18 protein-coding genes are annotated in these 16,437 nt (G+C 29.9%); 8 read left to right on the forward strand and 10 right to left on the reverse strand.

All coding sequences use genetic code 11. The features are described from left to right. Window positions 1–35 precede the first annotated feature (35 nt). Window positions 36–515, reverse strand: coding sequence for a peptide-methionine (R)-S-oxide reductase MsrB (gene msrB / locus BTO16_RS02830; RefSeq protein WP_105020139.1), 480 nt, complete (start codon window positions 513–515; stop codon window positions 36–38). Window positions 516–793: 278 nt separating this feature from the next. Between msrB and BTO16_RS02835 the strand changes: the two genes are divergently transcribed. After that, entirely contained in the window at window positions 794–1,618 is an 825-nt protein-coding gene (locus BTO16_RS02835) for a M48 family metallopeptidase (protein WP_105020140.1), read from the forward strand. 72 nt (window positions 1,619–1,690) lie between these two features. Beyond that, complete coding sequence (locus BTO16_RS02840; RefSeq protein WP_105020141.1) at window positions 1,691–3,067, forward strand: MFS transporter; 1,377 nt, start codon at window positions 1,691–1,693, stop codon at window positions 3,065–3,067. Here BTO16_RS02840 and BTO16_RS02845 read toward each other — a convergent pair. The 9 genes from BTO16_RS02845 to BTO16_RS02880 form a co-directional block, all read right to left on the reverse strand. Continuing rightward, on the reverse strand, window positions 3,064–3,828 hold the full coding sequence (locus tag BTO16_RS02845; RefSeq protein WP_105021491.1) for a CDP-alcohol phosphatidyltransferase family protein: 765 nt from the start codon (window positions 3,826–3,828) through the stop codon (window positions 3,064–3,066). The genes BTO16_RS02840 and BTO16_RS02845 overlap by 4 nt on opposite strands. 221 nt (window positions 3,829–4,049) lie before the next feature. Continuing rightward, on the reverse strand, window positions 4,050–4,613 hold the full coding sequence (locus BTO16_RS02850) for a type 1 periplasmic binding fold superfamily protein (RefSeq protein WP_105020142.1): 564 nt from the start codon (window positions 4,611–4,613) through the stop codon (window positions 4,050–4,052). Window positions 4,614–4,630: 17 nt separating this feature from the next. Continuing rightward, a complete protein-coding gene (locus BTO16_RS02855; protein ID WP_105020143.1) occupies window positions 4,631–7,033 on the reverse strand; it encodes a TonB-dependent receptor in 2,403 nt (800 codons plus the stop codon). A gap of 115 nt (window positions 7,034–7,148) precedes the next feature. Next, window positions 7,149–7,412 carry a hypothetical protein gene (locus BTO16_RS02860; protein ID WP_105020144.1) on the reverse strand — a complete coding sequence of 88 codons (264 nt, stop codon included), beginning with the start codon at window positions 7,410–7,412 and terminating at the stop codon, window positions 7,149–7,151. Window positions 7,413–7,461: 49 nt separating this feature from the next. Further along, a complete protein-coding gene (locus BTO16_RS02865) occupies window positions 7,462–8,232 on the reverse strand; it encodes a TerC family protein (RefSeq protein ID WP_105020145.1) in 771 nt (256 codons plus the stop codon). Between the two features lies 1 nt (window position 8,233). Then, entirely contained in the window at window positions 8,234–8,641 is a 408-nt protein-coding gene (locus BTO16_RS02870) for a hypothetical protein (RefSeq protein ID WP_245891948.1), read from the reverse strand. A 6-nt stretch (window positions 8,642–8,647) separates the two neighbouring features. Then, entirely contained in the window at window positions 8,648–9,991 is a 1,344-nt protein-coding gene (gene purB, locus BTO16_RS02875; protein ID WP_105020146.1) for an adenylosuccinate lyase, read from the reverse strand. A gap of 223 nt (window positions 9,992–10,214) precedes the next feature. Then, a complete protein-coding gene (locus tag BTO16_RS17335) occupies window positions 10,215–10,397 on the reverse strand; it encodes a hypothetical protein (protein ID WP_146105332.1) in 183 nt (60 codons plus the stop codon). Window positions 10,398–10,553: 156 nt separating this feature from the next. After that, window positions 10,554–10,808, reverse strand: coding sequence for a hypothetical protein (locus BTO16_RS02880; RefSeq protein ID WP_105020147.1), 255 nt, complete (start codon window positions 10,806–10,808; stop codon window positions 10,554–10,556). A 40-nt stretch (window positions 10,809–10,848) separates the two neighbouring features. Here BTO16_RS02880 and BTO16_RS02885 point away from each other — a divergent pair, with 40 nt between their 5' ends. The 6 genes from BTO16_RS02885 (at window position 10,849) to BTO16_RS02910 (ending at window position 16,259) form a co-directional block, all read left to right on the forward strand. Next, window positions 10,849–11,556, forward strand: coding sequence for a toxin-antitoxin system YwqK family antitoxin (locus tag BTO16_RS02885; protein ID WP_105020148.1), 708 nt, complete (start codon window positions 10,849–10,851; stop codon window positions 11,554–11,556). A 182-nt stretch (window positions 11,557–11,738) separates the two neighbouring features. Continuing rightward, entirely contained in the window at window positions 11,739–12,926 is a 1,188-nt protein-coding gene (gene mnmA, locus BTO16_RS02890; protein WP_105020149.1) for a tRNA 2-thiouridine(34) synthase MnmA, read from the forward strand. Between the two features lie 41 nt (window positions 12,927–12,967). Continuing rightward, entirely contained in the window at window positions 12,968–14,620 is a 1,653-nt protein-coding gene (locus BTO16_RS02895) for a S8 family serine peptidase (RefSeq protein WP_245891950.1), read from the forward strand. Next, window positions 14,620–15,561, forward strand: coding sequence for an NAD(P)H-dependent flavin oxidoreductase (locus tag BTO16_RS02900; protein ID WP_105020150.1), 942 nt, complete (start codon window positions 14,620–14,622; stop codon window positions 15,559–15,561). Before BTO16_RS02895 ends, BTO16_RS02900 begins: the two co-directional genes overlap by 1 nt. A gap of 117 nt (window positions 15,562–15,678) precedes the next feature. Continuing rightward, on the forward strand, window positions 15,679–15,870 hold the full coding sequence (locus tag BTO16_RS02905) for a cold-shock protein (RefSeq protein ID WP_104808780.1): 192 nt from the start codon (window positions 15,679–15,681) through the stop codon (window positions 15,868–15,870). A 197-nt stretch (window positions 15,871–16,067) separates the two neighbouring features. Next, window positions 16,068–16,259, forward strand: coding sequence for a cold-shock protein (locus BTO16_RS02910; RefSeq protein ID WP_018943662.1), 192 nt, complete (start codon window positions 16,068–16,070; stop codon window positions 16,257–16,259). Window positions 16,260–16,437: the final 178 nt, after the last annotated feature.

The raw sequence follows: 16,437 nt of genomic DNA on the forward strand, positions 1-16,437 counted from the left end.
AAGATACTATTTTAAAAAAGACTTAAAATGTTTTTTTATTTTTCAGGAACAAATTCTAGGGCTGCTCCATTTATACAATGGCGTTTTCCTGTAGTTTCTCTTGGTCCATCATCAAATGAATGCCCTAAATGACCACCACAAGTATTACACTTTAACTCAGTTCTTGCATAGCCTATTTTGTAATCAACATCCAATTCTACATTCCCTTTTTCTGCTCTATCAAAAGAAGGCCAACCAGAACCCGAATCAAATTTATTTTCAGATTTATACAAAGCAGTTTTGCATGCAGCACACACAAAAACTCCTTTTTTATGATTATCATTTAAATCGCTTGAATACGCTCTTTCTGTACCTGCCTCTCTTAATACATAATATTGCGCAGGTGAAAGTAGTTTTTTCCATTCGGTAGCTGTTTTTTCAACTTTATAAGATTTCTTTTCTTTGGATGAGTTTTGCGCATTTCCTGAGCAACTGATCATCAACATTAAAACAACTATACTTGCTAGTTTTTTCATCTATATTTAATTAAAAAATTTATACTTTTATTCTTAATAATTTTAGGAATTTATACTTTTCTATAAAAACGAATCCCTTTTAAAACTTAGACTAGTATTTATAATAAACCTTACAATTAGCGTGTAATTAAATTATAGTTAAAATCTGTAATTTACAGTAAAGTTTTAGTTTTAGAAAAATAGAATACGTAATTTTATTAAAAATTATAACGTTTGTTATAAGTGACTAAAATACACATTTAGTGTCTTAATATCTAGGAATTAAAAGTAAAAAAAACATGAAAAAAATAATAGTTTTAGTAGTAGCAGTTTTTCTTTTTGCTGAATGTAGCACAGTGCCAATTACTGGTAGAAAACGAATTAATTTTGTAAGTGATGCTCAAGTTTTACCAGCAAGTTTTGCACAATACAAGGGTTTTTTAGAGGAAAACAAACTCTCTTTCAATAAAGAATTAACGAATCAAGTTAAAATGGTTGGTCAAAATATTTCGGCAGCTGTAGATCGTTTTATGAGAGCAAACAATATGGTTGAAGAAGCAAATTCTTACCAGTGGGAATTTAATTTAGTAGAAGATAAAACTGTAAATGCATGGTGTATGCCAGGCGGAAAGGTTGTTTTTTATACAGGTATTATGCCAATTTGCGCTAATAGTAACGGTGTTGCTGCAGTAATGGGGCATGAGGTTGCACATGCATTTGCAAAACATGGTCAAGAAAGAATGACAAACTCTTATGGTCAACAAATAGGTGGTTTATTAGTTGCCTTAGGTACTTCTAGTAAAAGTGCAGAGTCTCAACAAATGTGGAACACAGCTTTTGGTGTAACATCCGGTTTAGGAATGTTAAAGTTTAGCAGAGTTCATGAGCAAGAGGCAGACAGATTAGGCTTAGTTTTTATGATTATGGCTGGTTATGATGGTAAAGAAGCTGCCGAGGTTTGGGTAAGAATGAGCGAAAAATCAGGAGGAAGTTCTCAACCAGAAATATTAAGTACACACCCATCAAATGAATCTAGAATTCAAGATTTAAGAAGTTATTTGCCAACTGCTAAAAAATATGCTGCAGAATATAATGTAAAAGGTAATTTACAAACCAAAAAATAAAATAACAATTAGTTTTCATATATTTAGCCGTTCAAAAATTAATTTTGAACGGTTTTTTTATTTAAAATAAGTATGTTAAAAATAGGAGATAAAAAACTTATAAATGGTTGGGCATTTTACGACTGGGCTAATTCTGTTTACTCACTAGTAATTAGTACTGCGGTTTTTCCTTTATATTATAGCACAGTTACAGACGGTAAAACGGTTTCTTTTCTTTGGATGAAATGGGATCATCCAGATAGTTTGTACAGTTACGCACTTTCTTTTTCTTTTTTAGTAGTTGCTTTTATTTCGCCAATTTTATCCGGAATTGCAGACTACACAGGAAGTAAGAAAAAATTTATGAAGTTTTTTTGTTGGATGGGAGGATTATCCGTAGCCAGTTTATTTTTTTTTGAAGGTTTAGATACTGTTTGGATCGGAATCGTTTTTACAATTTTGGCAAGTATTGGTTTTTGGGCAAGTTTGGTTTTCTACAATGCATATTTACCCGAAGTAGCCCACCAAGAGCAACAAGATAGAGCAAGTGCAAAAGGGTTTATTTATGGGTATACGGGTTCTGTTCTTTTATTGATTTTAAATCTTGCAATGATAATGTTTCCTGGCGTATTTGGGTTTGATGTTAGTATTGACCAAGTGATAAGAATAAACGGTACAGAAGCAGAAATAGCAAAAGCAATAAAGGCGGTAGAAAGTGCAGCTTCATCAATGGCCTCTCGTGTTTCTTTTGTTTTAGTGGGTATTTGGTGGATTGGTTTTGCGCAAATTACTTTTAAAAGATTACCCAATGATATTTATAACAAAAAACCACAGGCAGATTATATTTGGAGAGGTTTTAGAGAATTAAAAATTGTTGCAAAAGAAGTAATGAATTTACCTGTTTTAAAGCGTTTTTTAATTTCATTCTTCTTATTAAGTATTGGTGTTCAAACAACTATTTTAATGGCTGCAATTTTTGGTTCGACAGAGTTGGGTCTGCCAACCATGAACTTAATTGTTACTATTTTATTAGTGCAGATTGTGGCAATTTTAGGTGCATTTGTGTTTTCTAGAATCTCAGAAAAATGGGGGAATATTAAAGCACTAAAAGTTACGATCTTCATTTGGATGATTGTTTGTTTTGCTGCTTTTATGTTAGATAAAAATCAAGAAAATGTAGCGTATCATTTTTACTCATTAGGAGTTTTATTAGGTTTTGTGCAAGGAGCAATTCAATCTTTAACAAGATCTACGTATTCTAAATTATTGCCAGAAACAGAAGATCATGCTACTTACTTTAGTTTTTATGATGTTACCGAAAAAATAGCAATTGTTTTAGGAACTTTTGTATATGGATTTTTATACGAGATAACAGATTCCATGCAATGGTCTGTGTTGTGTTTAGCTATTTTCTTTTTAGCTTCTTTTATCGTATTAAGTACTTTAAAGAAAACGAAACATGTATACTAATAAAAGATTTTTCTGATAGCTATAAAGACAAAAATCAATACAGAATATCCTATAAAAAAGGGAATTATAATTTCTTTTAAATCTAAAACTAAAAGTATACTTATCAATAATAATTGAAAACCTAATCCAAAGGTCGATATTAAAGACATTAACCAATTAGGTAGTGTTTTTCCTTCGGATGCATTTTTATCTAAAGCATAGATTATTTTATCAAAAACGCCATAAAAAGCTTTGTACAAAAAGAAAAGGATATTTACATTTTTTTGTTTTTCTCCTGGTAAAGCAATAGGAGTTTTATCTTCAAAAATTCTACTTGTTGTATCGCCATCAAATCTATTTCTTAGAATTACATAGTAATAATTGTACAAAGTTCCTTGTAATTGAATTCCAAAAAAAGCTAAAAATGTTAGAAATAAACTTGTATCTGTTAAAAACCAAATCGTAATAAAAATGATGAAGTTTAAAATAATATCAGAAACAGAATCTAAAAATCTACCTGTGTAAGACGGGGTTTCTTTTATTCTAGCCAATTCACCATCCGCAGCATCTAAAATAGACTTTAAAATTAAAAAGAAAGCGGCTGCAAAATAATATCCTTTAAAAATACAAAACACACCAATTAATCCAGAAATTACAAATGCGACGGTAACATCTACTGGAGTAAATTTTGTTGTTTTAAGAGAGTTTGCAATGATTCTTGCTAGTGGTCTTCCGTAATCAGAGAAATCAATAAATTGATGTTCTTTAGGTAATTTTGACAAATTAATGCTTTTTTTTACGAGCATTTTTATGACTTTTAAAAGCTATAAAACAGCACAATTTAATATTTTGCAAAAATAAAAAAAGTGTTTCTAATAAGTAACAATTTTCTACATTATTTTACTAAGAATTATTTAAATATTCTTTTAAACTTAAATTAAGTTCTAAAAAAAAAGGCATTGTATTTTTATACAATGCCTTAATTATTTATACAATCTTAAATCTATATAACAGTAATATCAAAAGTTACTTGTAGATCTGTTGCACCACCAGCATTTGTAATATCACCAGTAATTACACCAGTTGCTGACTTGTTTGGTTCGTGTCTTAAAATAATTGTAAAAGTTCCAGCACCTGCACTTCCAGTTAATACATTAAATTTAACACCAACTGGGTTTCCATTACTATCTTGATCAGTATATGTTGCGGTTGCTATATTATTTGTAAATGAGAAAAAGAATTGATGATCTACAGCTTCTTCTAAAATTTCTAAGGTAACATTATCAGCTGGACTTTCTGTTTCATTTAAAATCTCTAAAGTTGCAGCAAACGTTTTATTTTTATCTAAAGCTCCTGAAACAGTTATTACGGGTTCGTTGGGCCCATCGCCATCTAAATCTTTACTTTCTAAAATAATCGTGGCACCGCCATTTTGCGGAATTAAAGTTGCTCTTACTGTTGTAATTACTTCTTCTTCATTAATAACTATTGGATCCTCATTATTAGAACATGCTGCGAAAATTGATGCTATATATACTAAAATTACTATGTTTTTTATTGTTTTCATTATTTTGTTTTTTATGTTTAATATTTAAAGTTTAATTGTAATAAATAATTTCTTCCTAGATCATCTGCAAAGTATCTTAGCCTATTTAAATACTCTCTGTAATTGGTGTTTAAAATATTTGTAACCGTGATTCCTATTGTTACGTTTGTTTTTTGTGATAACTTAAAGGTTGCATCTGTATTAAAATTTAATAAATGATAACTATTTGGAGTAGAACTCACATCAACCAAAACATTTGAATTGGTTGTGGGTATAAAAACTTCAAAATTAGTATCTGGAAATAAGTTTTGTTTAAAAACAAATTCGCTTTCAAAATTAGCATTAAATTGATGCCACTTTTTATTTGTGTACCCAAAACTATTTTGAGTTTTGGCTGCTGGAATATCAATTAAATCTGTGCTATTGACAATATCTTTTCCTCTAATAAAAGATGTTTTGTTGTTAAAATTAATTTGATCCGTAATTTTTTGTAGCCAATTAATGTCTATACCAAACAAACTTGCATTTGTACTTTTATATATCCATACAGGAAAAGCACCGCGAATAGTTTGTTCTGTTCCGTTGGGTTCTATGTACATAAAATTACGAATATGATTAACAAATAACTCTACTAGTAAAGCCGTTTTTTCATTGTTAAAATGATAACTGGTTGACAGTCTATTGGAAGTTTCTTGCTTCATCCGTAAGTCTCCCAACTCAATTCTTGCCGCAGAATGGTGTAAACCATCACTAAATAATTCTGAAGGATTTGGCGCTCTACTAGCTAATGCGTAATTAAAAATGAAAGAGTTTTGTGGATTTAACTCGTGAGAAACTCCTAATGATGAAGAAAAATTATGGTATTTAAATTCAGGGTTTACTAACCATTGCGTGTTAAAATCGCCAATTATTAGAGTACTGAATTCATTGTCATAATTTCTTTCCCTCCACCTACTTTTAAAATAGAATTTCTTTGCATTGATGTAATTAAAATCATACCGAACACCAACATCTAAACTTGTTTTATCATTCAAGAGAAAATTACCAATGGTAAAAACGCCAAGATCATACTTATCATAATCTGGTATCAATCTTTTAACACCTGTATTGGGATCTGCAAAATTATTTTGATAAGCTCCCATAAAACCAACTTTATAGGTTTGGTTAGATTTAGAATCAAATTCAAAACTGGTATTTACAGCATGAGAACTTAAATTTAAATCAATGGCAGGTTTATTTTTATCGGCACCAATACGCAAGTCAAACTCTAATCGTTGGTTATTTTGATAATCATACTGTACTTTTAATTTTCCTAATTTTTTGTATCTTTTATACAAATCTGCTTTTACTAATTGATGCGTTACTTCTTGTCTAGGAGCATTAATAGTGTATGAAAAATCATCAACCACCAGAGGATTATCAGAATTTATAGCATTAACTAAGTCCTCTATATTTCCTAAATGGGACGATTTTAAAATACCAATTTCATTTTTAAGATAGGTGTAATATACATTAAAGCCACTCTCAAATTTTTTTAAACCTGTTTGTACAGAAAAAGCTTGAGACTTTAAGCCTGTATTGGTTAAAACATAATCGGGACTCTCAAAATCGCCATAATTTTTAAGGGTAGTTTTTGCATTTAGATACCATCCTTTTTTTGTTGATTTTGATAAAGACGAATGCAGGCTAAAACCTTGCCCGTTTGTTTGTCCTGTTAAAATACTTTTACCGTAAAGACTGTCTTTTAAAATGATTCTATTTGGCTCTACAACAATTACTCCACCAATTGCATCACCTCCAAATTCTAAGGCATTAGCACCTTTAATTACTGTAATTTTTTCTGCTGTATTAATATCTATATTTGGTGCATGTTCAATTCCCCATTCTTGATCTTGTAAACGAACACCATTTGTCATTAAAATAACTCTACTACTGTGCAACCCATTTATCATCGGTTTTACAATTGTATTACCAGTATTTACAGACGAAACTCCCGAAATGTTTTTTAGTGCATCACCTAAATTTTGACTACTGTATTTATCAATAATATCAGTTTTTAAAACAGTAGTTTGCGCTGTTTTATTTTTTAATCCTGTTGCAGAAGTAATCCTAACTTCTTTAAGGTCTTCTATATGATGTTCTAGATTAAACTCTTTAAAAGTATCTTCTGTTAAGTTGATTAAAACCTCTTTTGTTTCGCAAGATACATGAGAGAAAATCACTTGAAGTTCTCCTTTACACAAGTTTTTAATTTCGAACTTTCCTTGATAATCTGTAGTCGTATATCTATCTAAATTTTTTAGATATACGGTTGCTCCAAAGATAGACGTTCCGTCATGATAGTCGGTAACAGTGCCTTTAAATGTATATGAACAATTTTGTGCGTATCCCGTAAAAAAGAGAATACAAAACAGTGCACATAAAAAGATTTTTTGAGTCATTTTAATGCTTTGATATTAATAATCTAAAAGACTACCTGTAGGCTTTACCTTGAGGTCTTCTTTATCCCAAAGTTTAGGGAAATACTCTCGTTAAAAAGAGAGTTTAAAGTGATTACTATAAAGCAGGTGGACCACGAAGTTGGTAAGATAGTGGCTGATAATCTAATAAGAAATTATATGGAATATTAACAATAATTGTTTCTTCAACGGGTATTATTAATTTATACGTGTTGTTTGTTAGATAACCTTGGTTAATTTTTAAAAAATGGAAATTACAATCTAGTATTTTTTCATGCACATGATTTTCTGTTTTAGAATGACATACAGAATGAGTATGGTTTTCTAAAGCATGTAAAATTTCTATTGATGTAGGAATCATCAATAGAAACAATAAAAAAAGTACGATATGTTTTTTAAACTGTTTGATGTTAGTTTTTTTTCTTTCTTAATTTTAAATTTAACATTTCAACTCCTAGCGAAAATGCAATGGCAAAGTACAAATATCCTTTAGGAATAACACCTACATTTTTGTTAAAAAATTCTGTGTGTGATAAATGAGCACCTTCTGTAATTAACATAAAACCAATTAAAATTAAAAACGACAATGCCAACATCTGAATTGTAGGATTATTATTTACAAAATCACTAATAGGGTTAGAGAAAATCATCATAATAATGATGGATACAATAACAGCAATTACCATAATAAGTAAAGCACCATCTATACCATTTGTCATTCCAACAGCTGTTAAAATACTATCAAATGAGAACACAATATCTATTAAAATAATTTGAAAAATAACGCTTTTAAACGAAATTACTTTGGGTATTTTTATTACTTGCTCTTCATTACTGTTTTCTACTTTTTGACGAATTTCTTTTGTACTTTTATATAATAGAAATAAGCCTCCTAAAAATAGAATAATACTTTGGCCAGTTAATGCAGTTTTAAACCAACCTAAATCAACTTCCCAAAAAGGGTCTTTCATTGCAATCAAATACGAAATGCTAAAAAGCAACAAAATTCTAGTAATCATTGCCAAAGCCAAACCTAAAAGTGTGGCTTTTCTTATTTGATTTTTTGGTAGTTTATTGGCAGTTATAGAAATAAAAATAATATTATCTATACCTAAAATAATTTCTAAAAAAGTTAGTGTCAATAATGCAACCCAAGTATCTGCATGCGCAAATATTTCCATATTATTTCGTTTTGTAAATAGTACCTTTTTTCGTGAAGTTTGAAAAGCCAATTTTTACCGTAAAATCATAAGAATCCTCATGAATTTCATTAATCTGAACAAACATTGGATCTTTTTGTAAATCCGTTTTTGGATTGATGTATTTTAAAGTGTAAAAGAAATTATTTTTCCATTTAATAGACAAAGTATCTACATGCAATCCGTGTTTACTAATTTGTATACTATCTTTTCTAATAATTGTTTCTTTTACAAAATCTTTACCAGCAGGAATTTCAAAAACACCTATTTTAAATTTGTTTGACTCATCTTTAAACTCTGATTTACAAGAGGTAAAAAGAAAGCAGTAGGTAGTAAGCAATGCCCAGTAAGTAAACAGCCTATAATTTTTAAGTTGTAATTTTAAGTTCATAATTATCTATATTCCTGTATAATTTGATGGTGTAATGGCTTTTAATTCTTTTTTAATTTCTGATGAAACCTCTAAAGTGTCAATAAAATCTGCAATAGATTTTTGATTGATTTTCTCGTTTGTTCTTGTCAAGCCTTTTAATGCTTCATAAGGATTTGGATATGCTTCACGTCTTAAAATAGTCTGAATAGCTTCTGCAACAACAGCCCAATTATTTTCTAAATCTTGCTCAAATTTTTGTTTGTTTAGCAACAATTTATTCAATCCCTTTAGGGTGGATGTAAAACCAATAATTGTATGTCCAAAAGGAACGCCAACATTACGTAAAACAGTACTATCTGTTAAATCTCTTTGTAATCTTGATATTGGTAATTTTGCTGATAAATGTTCAAAAATTGCATTGGCAATTCCTAAATTTCCTTCAGAGTTTTCAAAATCAATGGGATTTACTTTGTGCGGCATTGCAGAACTTCCTACTTCACCAGCCTTAATTTTTTGCTTAAAATAATCCATAGAAACATAAGTCCAGAAATCTCTGTCTAAATCTATGATGATTGTATTGATTCGTTTTAAATTGTCAAATAAAGCAGCTAAATGATCATAATGTTCTATTTGTGTAGTAGGAAAAGAATGCTGTAAACCTAAACGTTCTTGCACAAATTCGCCACCAAAAGCTTTCCAATTAATTGTTGGATATGCAACTTTATGTGCGTTGTAATTACCAGTTGCACCGCCAAATTTAGCAGCACTTGGTATATCGTTTAATAATTTAAATTGCTCTTTTAAACGAACTACAAAAACGTCAATTTCTTTACCTAATCTGGTTGGCGACGCTGGTTGACCGTGCGTTCTTGCCAACATCGAAATATCTTTCCATTCAATCACTAATTCTTCTAAACGCGCTACCACTTCAAAATAATGAGGCACAAAAACGTCGTTCATCGCTTCTTTAATAGAAAGCGGAATTGCAGTATTATTAATGTCTTGAGAAGTTAATCCAAAGTGGATAAATTCTTTATGTTTTTGCAAACCTAAAGCATCAAATTTTTCTTTGATAAAATACTCAACCGCCTTAACATCATGATTGGTAATTTTTTCAATATCCTTAATTTTCTGAGCATCTTCAGTTGTAAAATCAGTATAAATTTTACGCAAATCAGTAAATAAGTTGTTATTAAAATCAGCTAATTGTGGCAGCGGAATTTCGCACAACGCAATAAAGTATTCAATTTCTACACGAACTCTGTATTTTATTAAAGCTTCTTCAGAAAAATAATCGGCTAATTTTGATATTTTACCTCTGTAACGCCCGTCAATAGGTGAGATTGCATTTAGTTGTGTTAATTTCATCTTTTATTATGTTGTGAAGTACAAAAATAGTGAATTCAACAGATTTATAAAGTAGATTTCTGATGTTTTTTAAAGACGAATTTTACGAATTAACAGAAATAAAAGTAGATAGTTTATTTAAGATTATGATTTTAATAAAACAAAAATATTTCATAAAATTTTTAAAATTTTAATCCTACAAAAACCTAAATTAGTTTTCTATTCTTATACTTTTAAATGTGTATTATTTATTTCTTAAATTTTGCAATTTCTGTTTTTCTATCAATTTTAAAATATGATTTGCTCTGGCTTTTGTGCCTTTATTTTGATGAATAATTATAGTTAAAATAAGATGTCTTAACTCAGAATGAACCCAATCTCTTTCTAATCCTAATTGATATAAAGTTGTCATTTTATAGGTGCTCACAGTAATTTTTTGAGGGGTAATTAACCAATCAAAACCTGTTTCAATAATTCTATCAATATAGGTTTTTGTTAATTTTTTACGAACTTCATTATTTTTTTAGTACAAAAAGCAATGGCTAAAAGTTCGCAAATTTTGGCACAAGATTTAATAGCGTTGTCAAATTTTAGAGTCGAATTTTACTTGAAAAATATCTAAATGAGGTAAAATCCAATTTAATTGATGCTGATTGCAAATCCATTCTAAAATCCAGGCAGCTTTATTAGAAGTTATACTGTCAATATCAAAAGTAATAAAAACTAAATCTTTAAATAAAATTCGATTTTCTATCACAATATTTGAGACTCTTTTTCGGTTTTCCCTTGTTGGGTTTTCTATATTGTTGAGTTGTTCTGTTAAATAAAGAATGCTCATTTTATTCTGATTTATGTATATTTACTTTAAAATTTTTATAATGCTAAATATAAAAAAACTTGTTTTTGCATTTATTGCTTGTTTTTTTACAAGTAATGCTATAAATGCTCAGAAAATCAATCAATTTAACGACAAAAAACAACGAACAGGCACTTGGGTAAAATATTATTCGGATGATAAAATACGATATACGGGTCAGTTTGAAAACGGAAAAGAAACTGGCGTCTTTAAATTTTATGATATTTCAAATTCTGCTGTTCCTATAATTATTAAAACTTATTCTAATAATGATACTATTTTAGTTGAATTTTATACGATTAAAGGTAAACTGCAAAGCAAAGGTTTTTTTGTAGGTAAAAATAGAGTTGGAAACTGGGTTTACTATTTTAAGGATGGTAAAACAATGTCTGAAGAAGTTTATAAAGCAGGAAAATTAGAAGGTAAATTGGTTAATTATTATCCAAACGGAAAAGCGACAGAAATTACTTTTTATAAAGAAGGATTAAAAGACGGGCTTTCGCAAAAATACGCTAGCGACGGAGTTTTAATTGAAGAAATTACCTACAAAAAGGACAAACCAAATGGACCTGCAAAGTATTTCGAATTAAATGGAAAGCTTAAAGAAGCCGGTTTTTATAAAGACGGAAAAAGAGTAGGTGAGTGGGACTATTATATTGATGGAGAAACATCATCCGATGAAAACCTAAAGAATAAAAAAGCTACGTACACTAAGAAAAAAGAGAATTAGGTTTAAGCTAGTGGCGTTCTAGATTTTAAGTGTTTTAGTAGTATAAAGTTATATTTTTTTATGATTTTAAATGGTTAGTTTTTTTAAAAAATTACCTCATAATTGAATCTAATAATTGCATCAATTCTTTCAATCAATAAATCCTAATCAAATTTGTAACTTTGCAACCTCAAAATTAAAAAATGAAACGAGTAGTTGTTGGTCTTTCTGGTGGTGTAGACTCTAGTGTTACAGCACTTTTATTAAAAGAACAAGGTTTTGAAGTGATTGGTCTTTTTATGAAAAATTGGCATGATGATTCTGTCACAATATCAAACGAATGTCCTTGGTTAGAAGATAGTAACGATGCAATGATTGTTGCCGAAAAATTAGGAATTCCTTTTCAAGTGGTAGATTTAAGCGAACAATATAAAGAGCGTATTGTAGACTATATGTTTAATGAATATGAAAAAGGAAGAACTCCAAATCCTGATATTCTTTGTAACCGCGAAATAAAGTTTGATGTCTTTATGGATATTGCTCTAAAATTAGGAGCAGATTATGTTGCAACGGGCCATTATTGCAGAAAAGGAGAGGAAATTATTGATGGAAAACCGGTTTATAAATTATTAGCAGGTAAAGACAACAATAAGGATCAATCGTATTTTTTATGTCAACTTTCGCAAGCACAATTAACAAAAGCGTTGTTCCCGATTGGTGAACTTACAAAACCAGAAGTTAGAGAAATTGCCAAAAATGCTGATTTAATTACAGCAGAAAAGAAAGATTCTCAAGGTTTATGCTTTATAGGTAAAGTACGTTTGCCAGAATTTTTACAGCAAAAATTACAACCAAAAGAAGGCATAATTGTTACAATACCTTCGGATTTTGAGCAGTATACAAAAACGCATCCTGAGTTTGAAAACAAGGAAGCAGAACTCGCTTATTTTTCAACAAAATTCTCCTACAAAAAAGAAGACGGAAAAGTAGTTGGTAAACACCAAGGAGCACATTATTTTACAAAAGGACAACGTAAAGGATTAAATGTTGGCGGTACAAAAGAAGGTTTGTACGTTATAGAAACGGATGTTATAGAAAATGTAATTTACGCAGGCGAAGGCAAAAGCCATAAAGGTTTATATAGAAATGTGTTGTTTGTTTCTAACAAAGAATTGCATTGGATTCGTGAAGATTTAGCTTTAAAAGTTGGGGAAACAATGAATGTGGATGCAAGAATAAGATATAGACAAGTTTTAGAAAAAGCTACTTTACACAAGGTTGAAAAGGGATTGTATGTAGCGTTTATCAATAAACAATCTGCAATACAAGAAGGTCAATTTGTTGCTTGGTATCAAAACGAAGAATTGTTAGGTTCTGGTGTAATATCCTAATAAAAATATTTAAAATCGTAAAAAAGTAGTAATTTCGAAAAGTGAAGAAATTACTGCTTTTTTTAGGTATTGCTAGCTTTTTGAGTTCTTTTTCTCAAGCAGAAGATGCTTGGGTTTATTTAAAAGACAAACCAAATGCAGCAACTTTCTTGCAAAACCCTTTGCAGATGCTTTCGCAACGTTCTTTAGATAGAAGAACAATACAAAATATTCCATTAGATTTAAAAGATGTTCCTGTTGATGTTATTTATTACAATCAATTAAAAAACGACGTAAATATTACTGTTTTAGGGAAGTCTAAATGGTTAAATGCCATTCATATTCAGGGTACAGAAACGAATATTAATGCACTTTTAAATACCTATTCTTTTATTGAATCAATCGATTTTGCCGATAAAAGTTTAAATGCAAATGCTAAAAAGAAAAGTTTAAATGGACTTGCTAATAATAAGAGCAAGAAAAAAAATGCTTCACACAAAAATAAATTCGCTGAAACTAAAACCGACTTTAAGTACGGAAGTGCCGAAAGTCAGATTAAAATGTTGAAAGGAGATTTTTTACATCAACAAAATTTTACAGGCAAAGGAATGATAATTGCTATTATAGATGCGGGTTTCCCAAATGTAAATTCTCTGGATGCTTTTCAAAGAATAAGAGATAACAATCAAATTTTAGGAGGTTATAATTTCGCGGACAGAAATACCGATTTATATACTAGAAATAATCATGGAACCCATGTTTTATCAACAATTGCTGGTTATTTAGAAAATCAATTTATGGGTACAGCGCCAGATGCAAAGTTTTATTTATTTATTTCTGAAATTGCAGAAACAGAAACTATTTTAGAAGAAACGCTTTGGGTAGAAGCTGCGGAAAAAGCAGATAGTTTAGGCGTAAATGTGATTAATACTTCTTTAGGATACACCACTTTTGACAATCCAAATTACAGTTACACCTATGCAGATATGGACGGAAAAACAACTTTTATCTCTAGAGGAGCAGAAATTGGTGCGTCTAGAGGAATGATTTTGGTAAATGCTGTCGGAAATGAGGGGAATGATTCTTGGAAATATATTAGTGCGCCTGCAGATGCTGTGGCTGTTTTTTCAATAGGAGCGGTAAACTCTTCAGAAAATATAGCGTCTTTTAGTTCTTTTGGGCCAACGGCCGATACTAGAATAAAACCAGATGTTTTAGCACAAGGGCAAAGTTCTGCAATTATTAATTATTTATCTGGAAACGTTTCAACATCAAACGGAACCTCTTTTTCATCGCCGATAATGGCTGGTGTTATCGCTTGTTTTTGGCAAGCTTTTCCTAATAAAACGAATTTTGAAATTATGGATGTGATTCGTAAATCTGCTGATAGATTTAATACACCAACGGATCAATATGGATACGGAATTCCTGATTTTGAAGCTGCATATCATCAAGTATTGATGCTAGATAATTTTAAGGATTCATCAATCAAAATTTTCCCTAATCCTATAAAAGACATATTTTCTATTTCTGTTGATGAGTATGCTGCAGAAAGTCTGTCAATAAAAATATTTAATACCTTAGGACAATTGGTTTTTGAAAAATCTAGATTGACATCAAAAACCATTGATAGTAATGATTTAAAAAACGGAATTTACATTTTAAAAATTCAATACGAAAATCAGCAAAAAACAGTTAAACTGATAAAAAAATAATGACAAATAAAATAACAGAACTTTTTAATATAAAATATCCAGTAGTACAGGGAGGAATGATTTGGGTTTCTGGTTATAAATTAGCTTCGGCAGTTTCAAATGCTGGCGGTTTGGGTTTAATAGGAGCAGGGTCAATGTATCCAGAAATTTTAAGAGCACACATTCAAAAATGTAAAAAGGCAACAAATAAACCTTTTGGTGTAAATGTACCAATGTTGTACCCAGATATTGAAAAAATTATGGACATTATTGTGGATGAAGGCGTGAAGATTGTTTTTACCTCTGCAGGAAACCCTAAAACATGGACCTCTTTTTTAAAGGATAAAGGAATCACAGTAGTACATGTTGTAAGTTCTGTAAAGTTTGCTTTAAAAGCCGAAGCAGCAGGTGTTGATGCCGTTGTTTGTGAAGGTTTCGAAGCTGGTGGACATAATGGCCGTGAAGAAACCACAACTTTTGCGTTAATACCGATGGTGAAAGAATTGTTAAAAATTCCTGTAATTGCTGCGGGAGGAATTGCATCAGGAAGAGGAATGTTAGCTGCGATGGTTTTGGGTGCCGATGGAGTTCAAATAGGTAGTAGGTTTGCGGCAACAGTAGAATCTTCTGCGCATCAAAATTTTAAAAACACAATAATTGATGTAAAAGATGGCGGTACGCAATTAACATTAAAGGAATTAGCTCCTGTACGTTTGGTGAAAAATAAATTTTATGATGAAATTCAAGAATTATATTTACAAAATCCATCCAAAGAAAAATTAAAAGAATTATTAGGCAGAGCAAGAGCAAAAAAAGGAATGTTTGAAGGCGATTTAGAGAATGGAGAGCTAGAAATTGGTCAAATTGCAGGATTAATTCATGAAATAAAACCTGCAAAAGATGTTTTAGAAGACATTATTACTGAATTTAACTTAGTTAAATCCTTTGTGGGTGGGCTTTAAAAGTTTTTTTAAAATAATTTTAATATTTCATGTACTCAATGATTTTTTGGCATTATCTTTGCAACTTAATATAATGTTGATAGGAATTAATCTAGCAACGCAATAAATTTTTTTATAATGAATAAAGGTATCGTAAAATTTTTCAATGAATCTAAAGGATTTGGATTCATCACTGAGGAAGGAAACAACAAAGAACATTTTGTACATGTGTCAGGATTAATCGATGAAATTCGTGAAAACGATGAAGTTGAATTTGACTTACAAGATGGTAAAAAAGGATTAAACGCAGTAAACGTAAGAGTATTATAATATATTATATCTATTACTAGTTAATTTTTTATCTAAAAGCCTATCAATAATTTGATAGGCTTTTTTAGTTTTACAAAATAATATAAGATTTTTATATAAAAAAAACAATATTTTATTTTGTAATTGATTTATTGGTGTTATATTTGCAACTAATAAACGTTGTTAGTAATTAAGTTAACAACACAATAATTTTTATAATGAATAAAGGTACCGTAAAATTTTTCAACGAATCTAAAGGATTTGGATTTATCACTGAAGAAGGATCAAACAAAGAACATTTTGTACATGTGTCAGGATTAATTGACGAGATTCGTGAAAACGATGAAGTTGAATTCGACTTACAAGATGGTAAAAAAGGATTAAACGCAGTAAACGTAAGAGTATTATAATATATATCTATTACTAGTTAATTTTTTATTTAAAAGCCTATCAACAAATGTTGATAGGCTTTTTTAATTTTATAAAAACAATATGTTATGATTATTGATGCTAGAAAAAGAGTAAATATTAGTCTTGGAATTTTTGTGGAAATAGTATTAAAACCACATCAACGAACAGGAGAACTAA

This window comes from Polaribacter glomeratus (assembly GCF_002954665.1).
In the GTDB taxonomy this organism is placed as follows: domain Bacteria; phylum Bacteroidota; class Bacteroidia; order Flavobacteriales; family Flavobacteriaceae; genus Polaribacter; species Polaribacter glomeratus.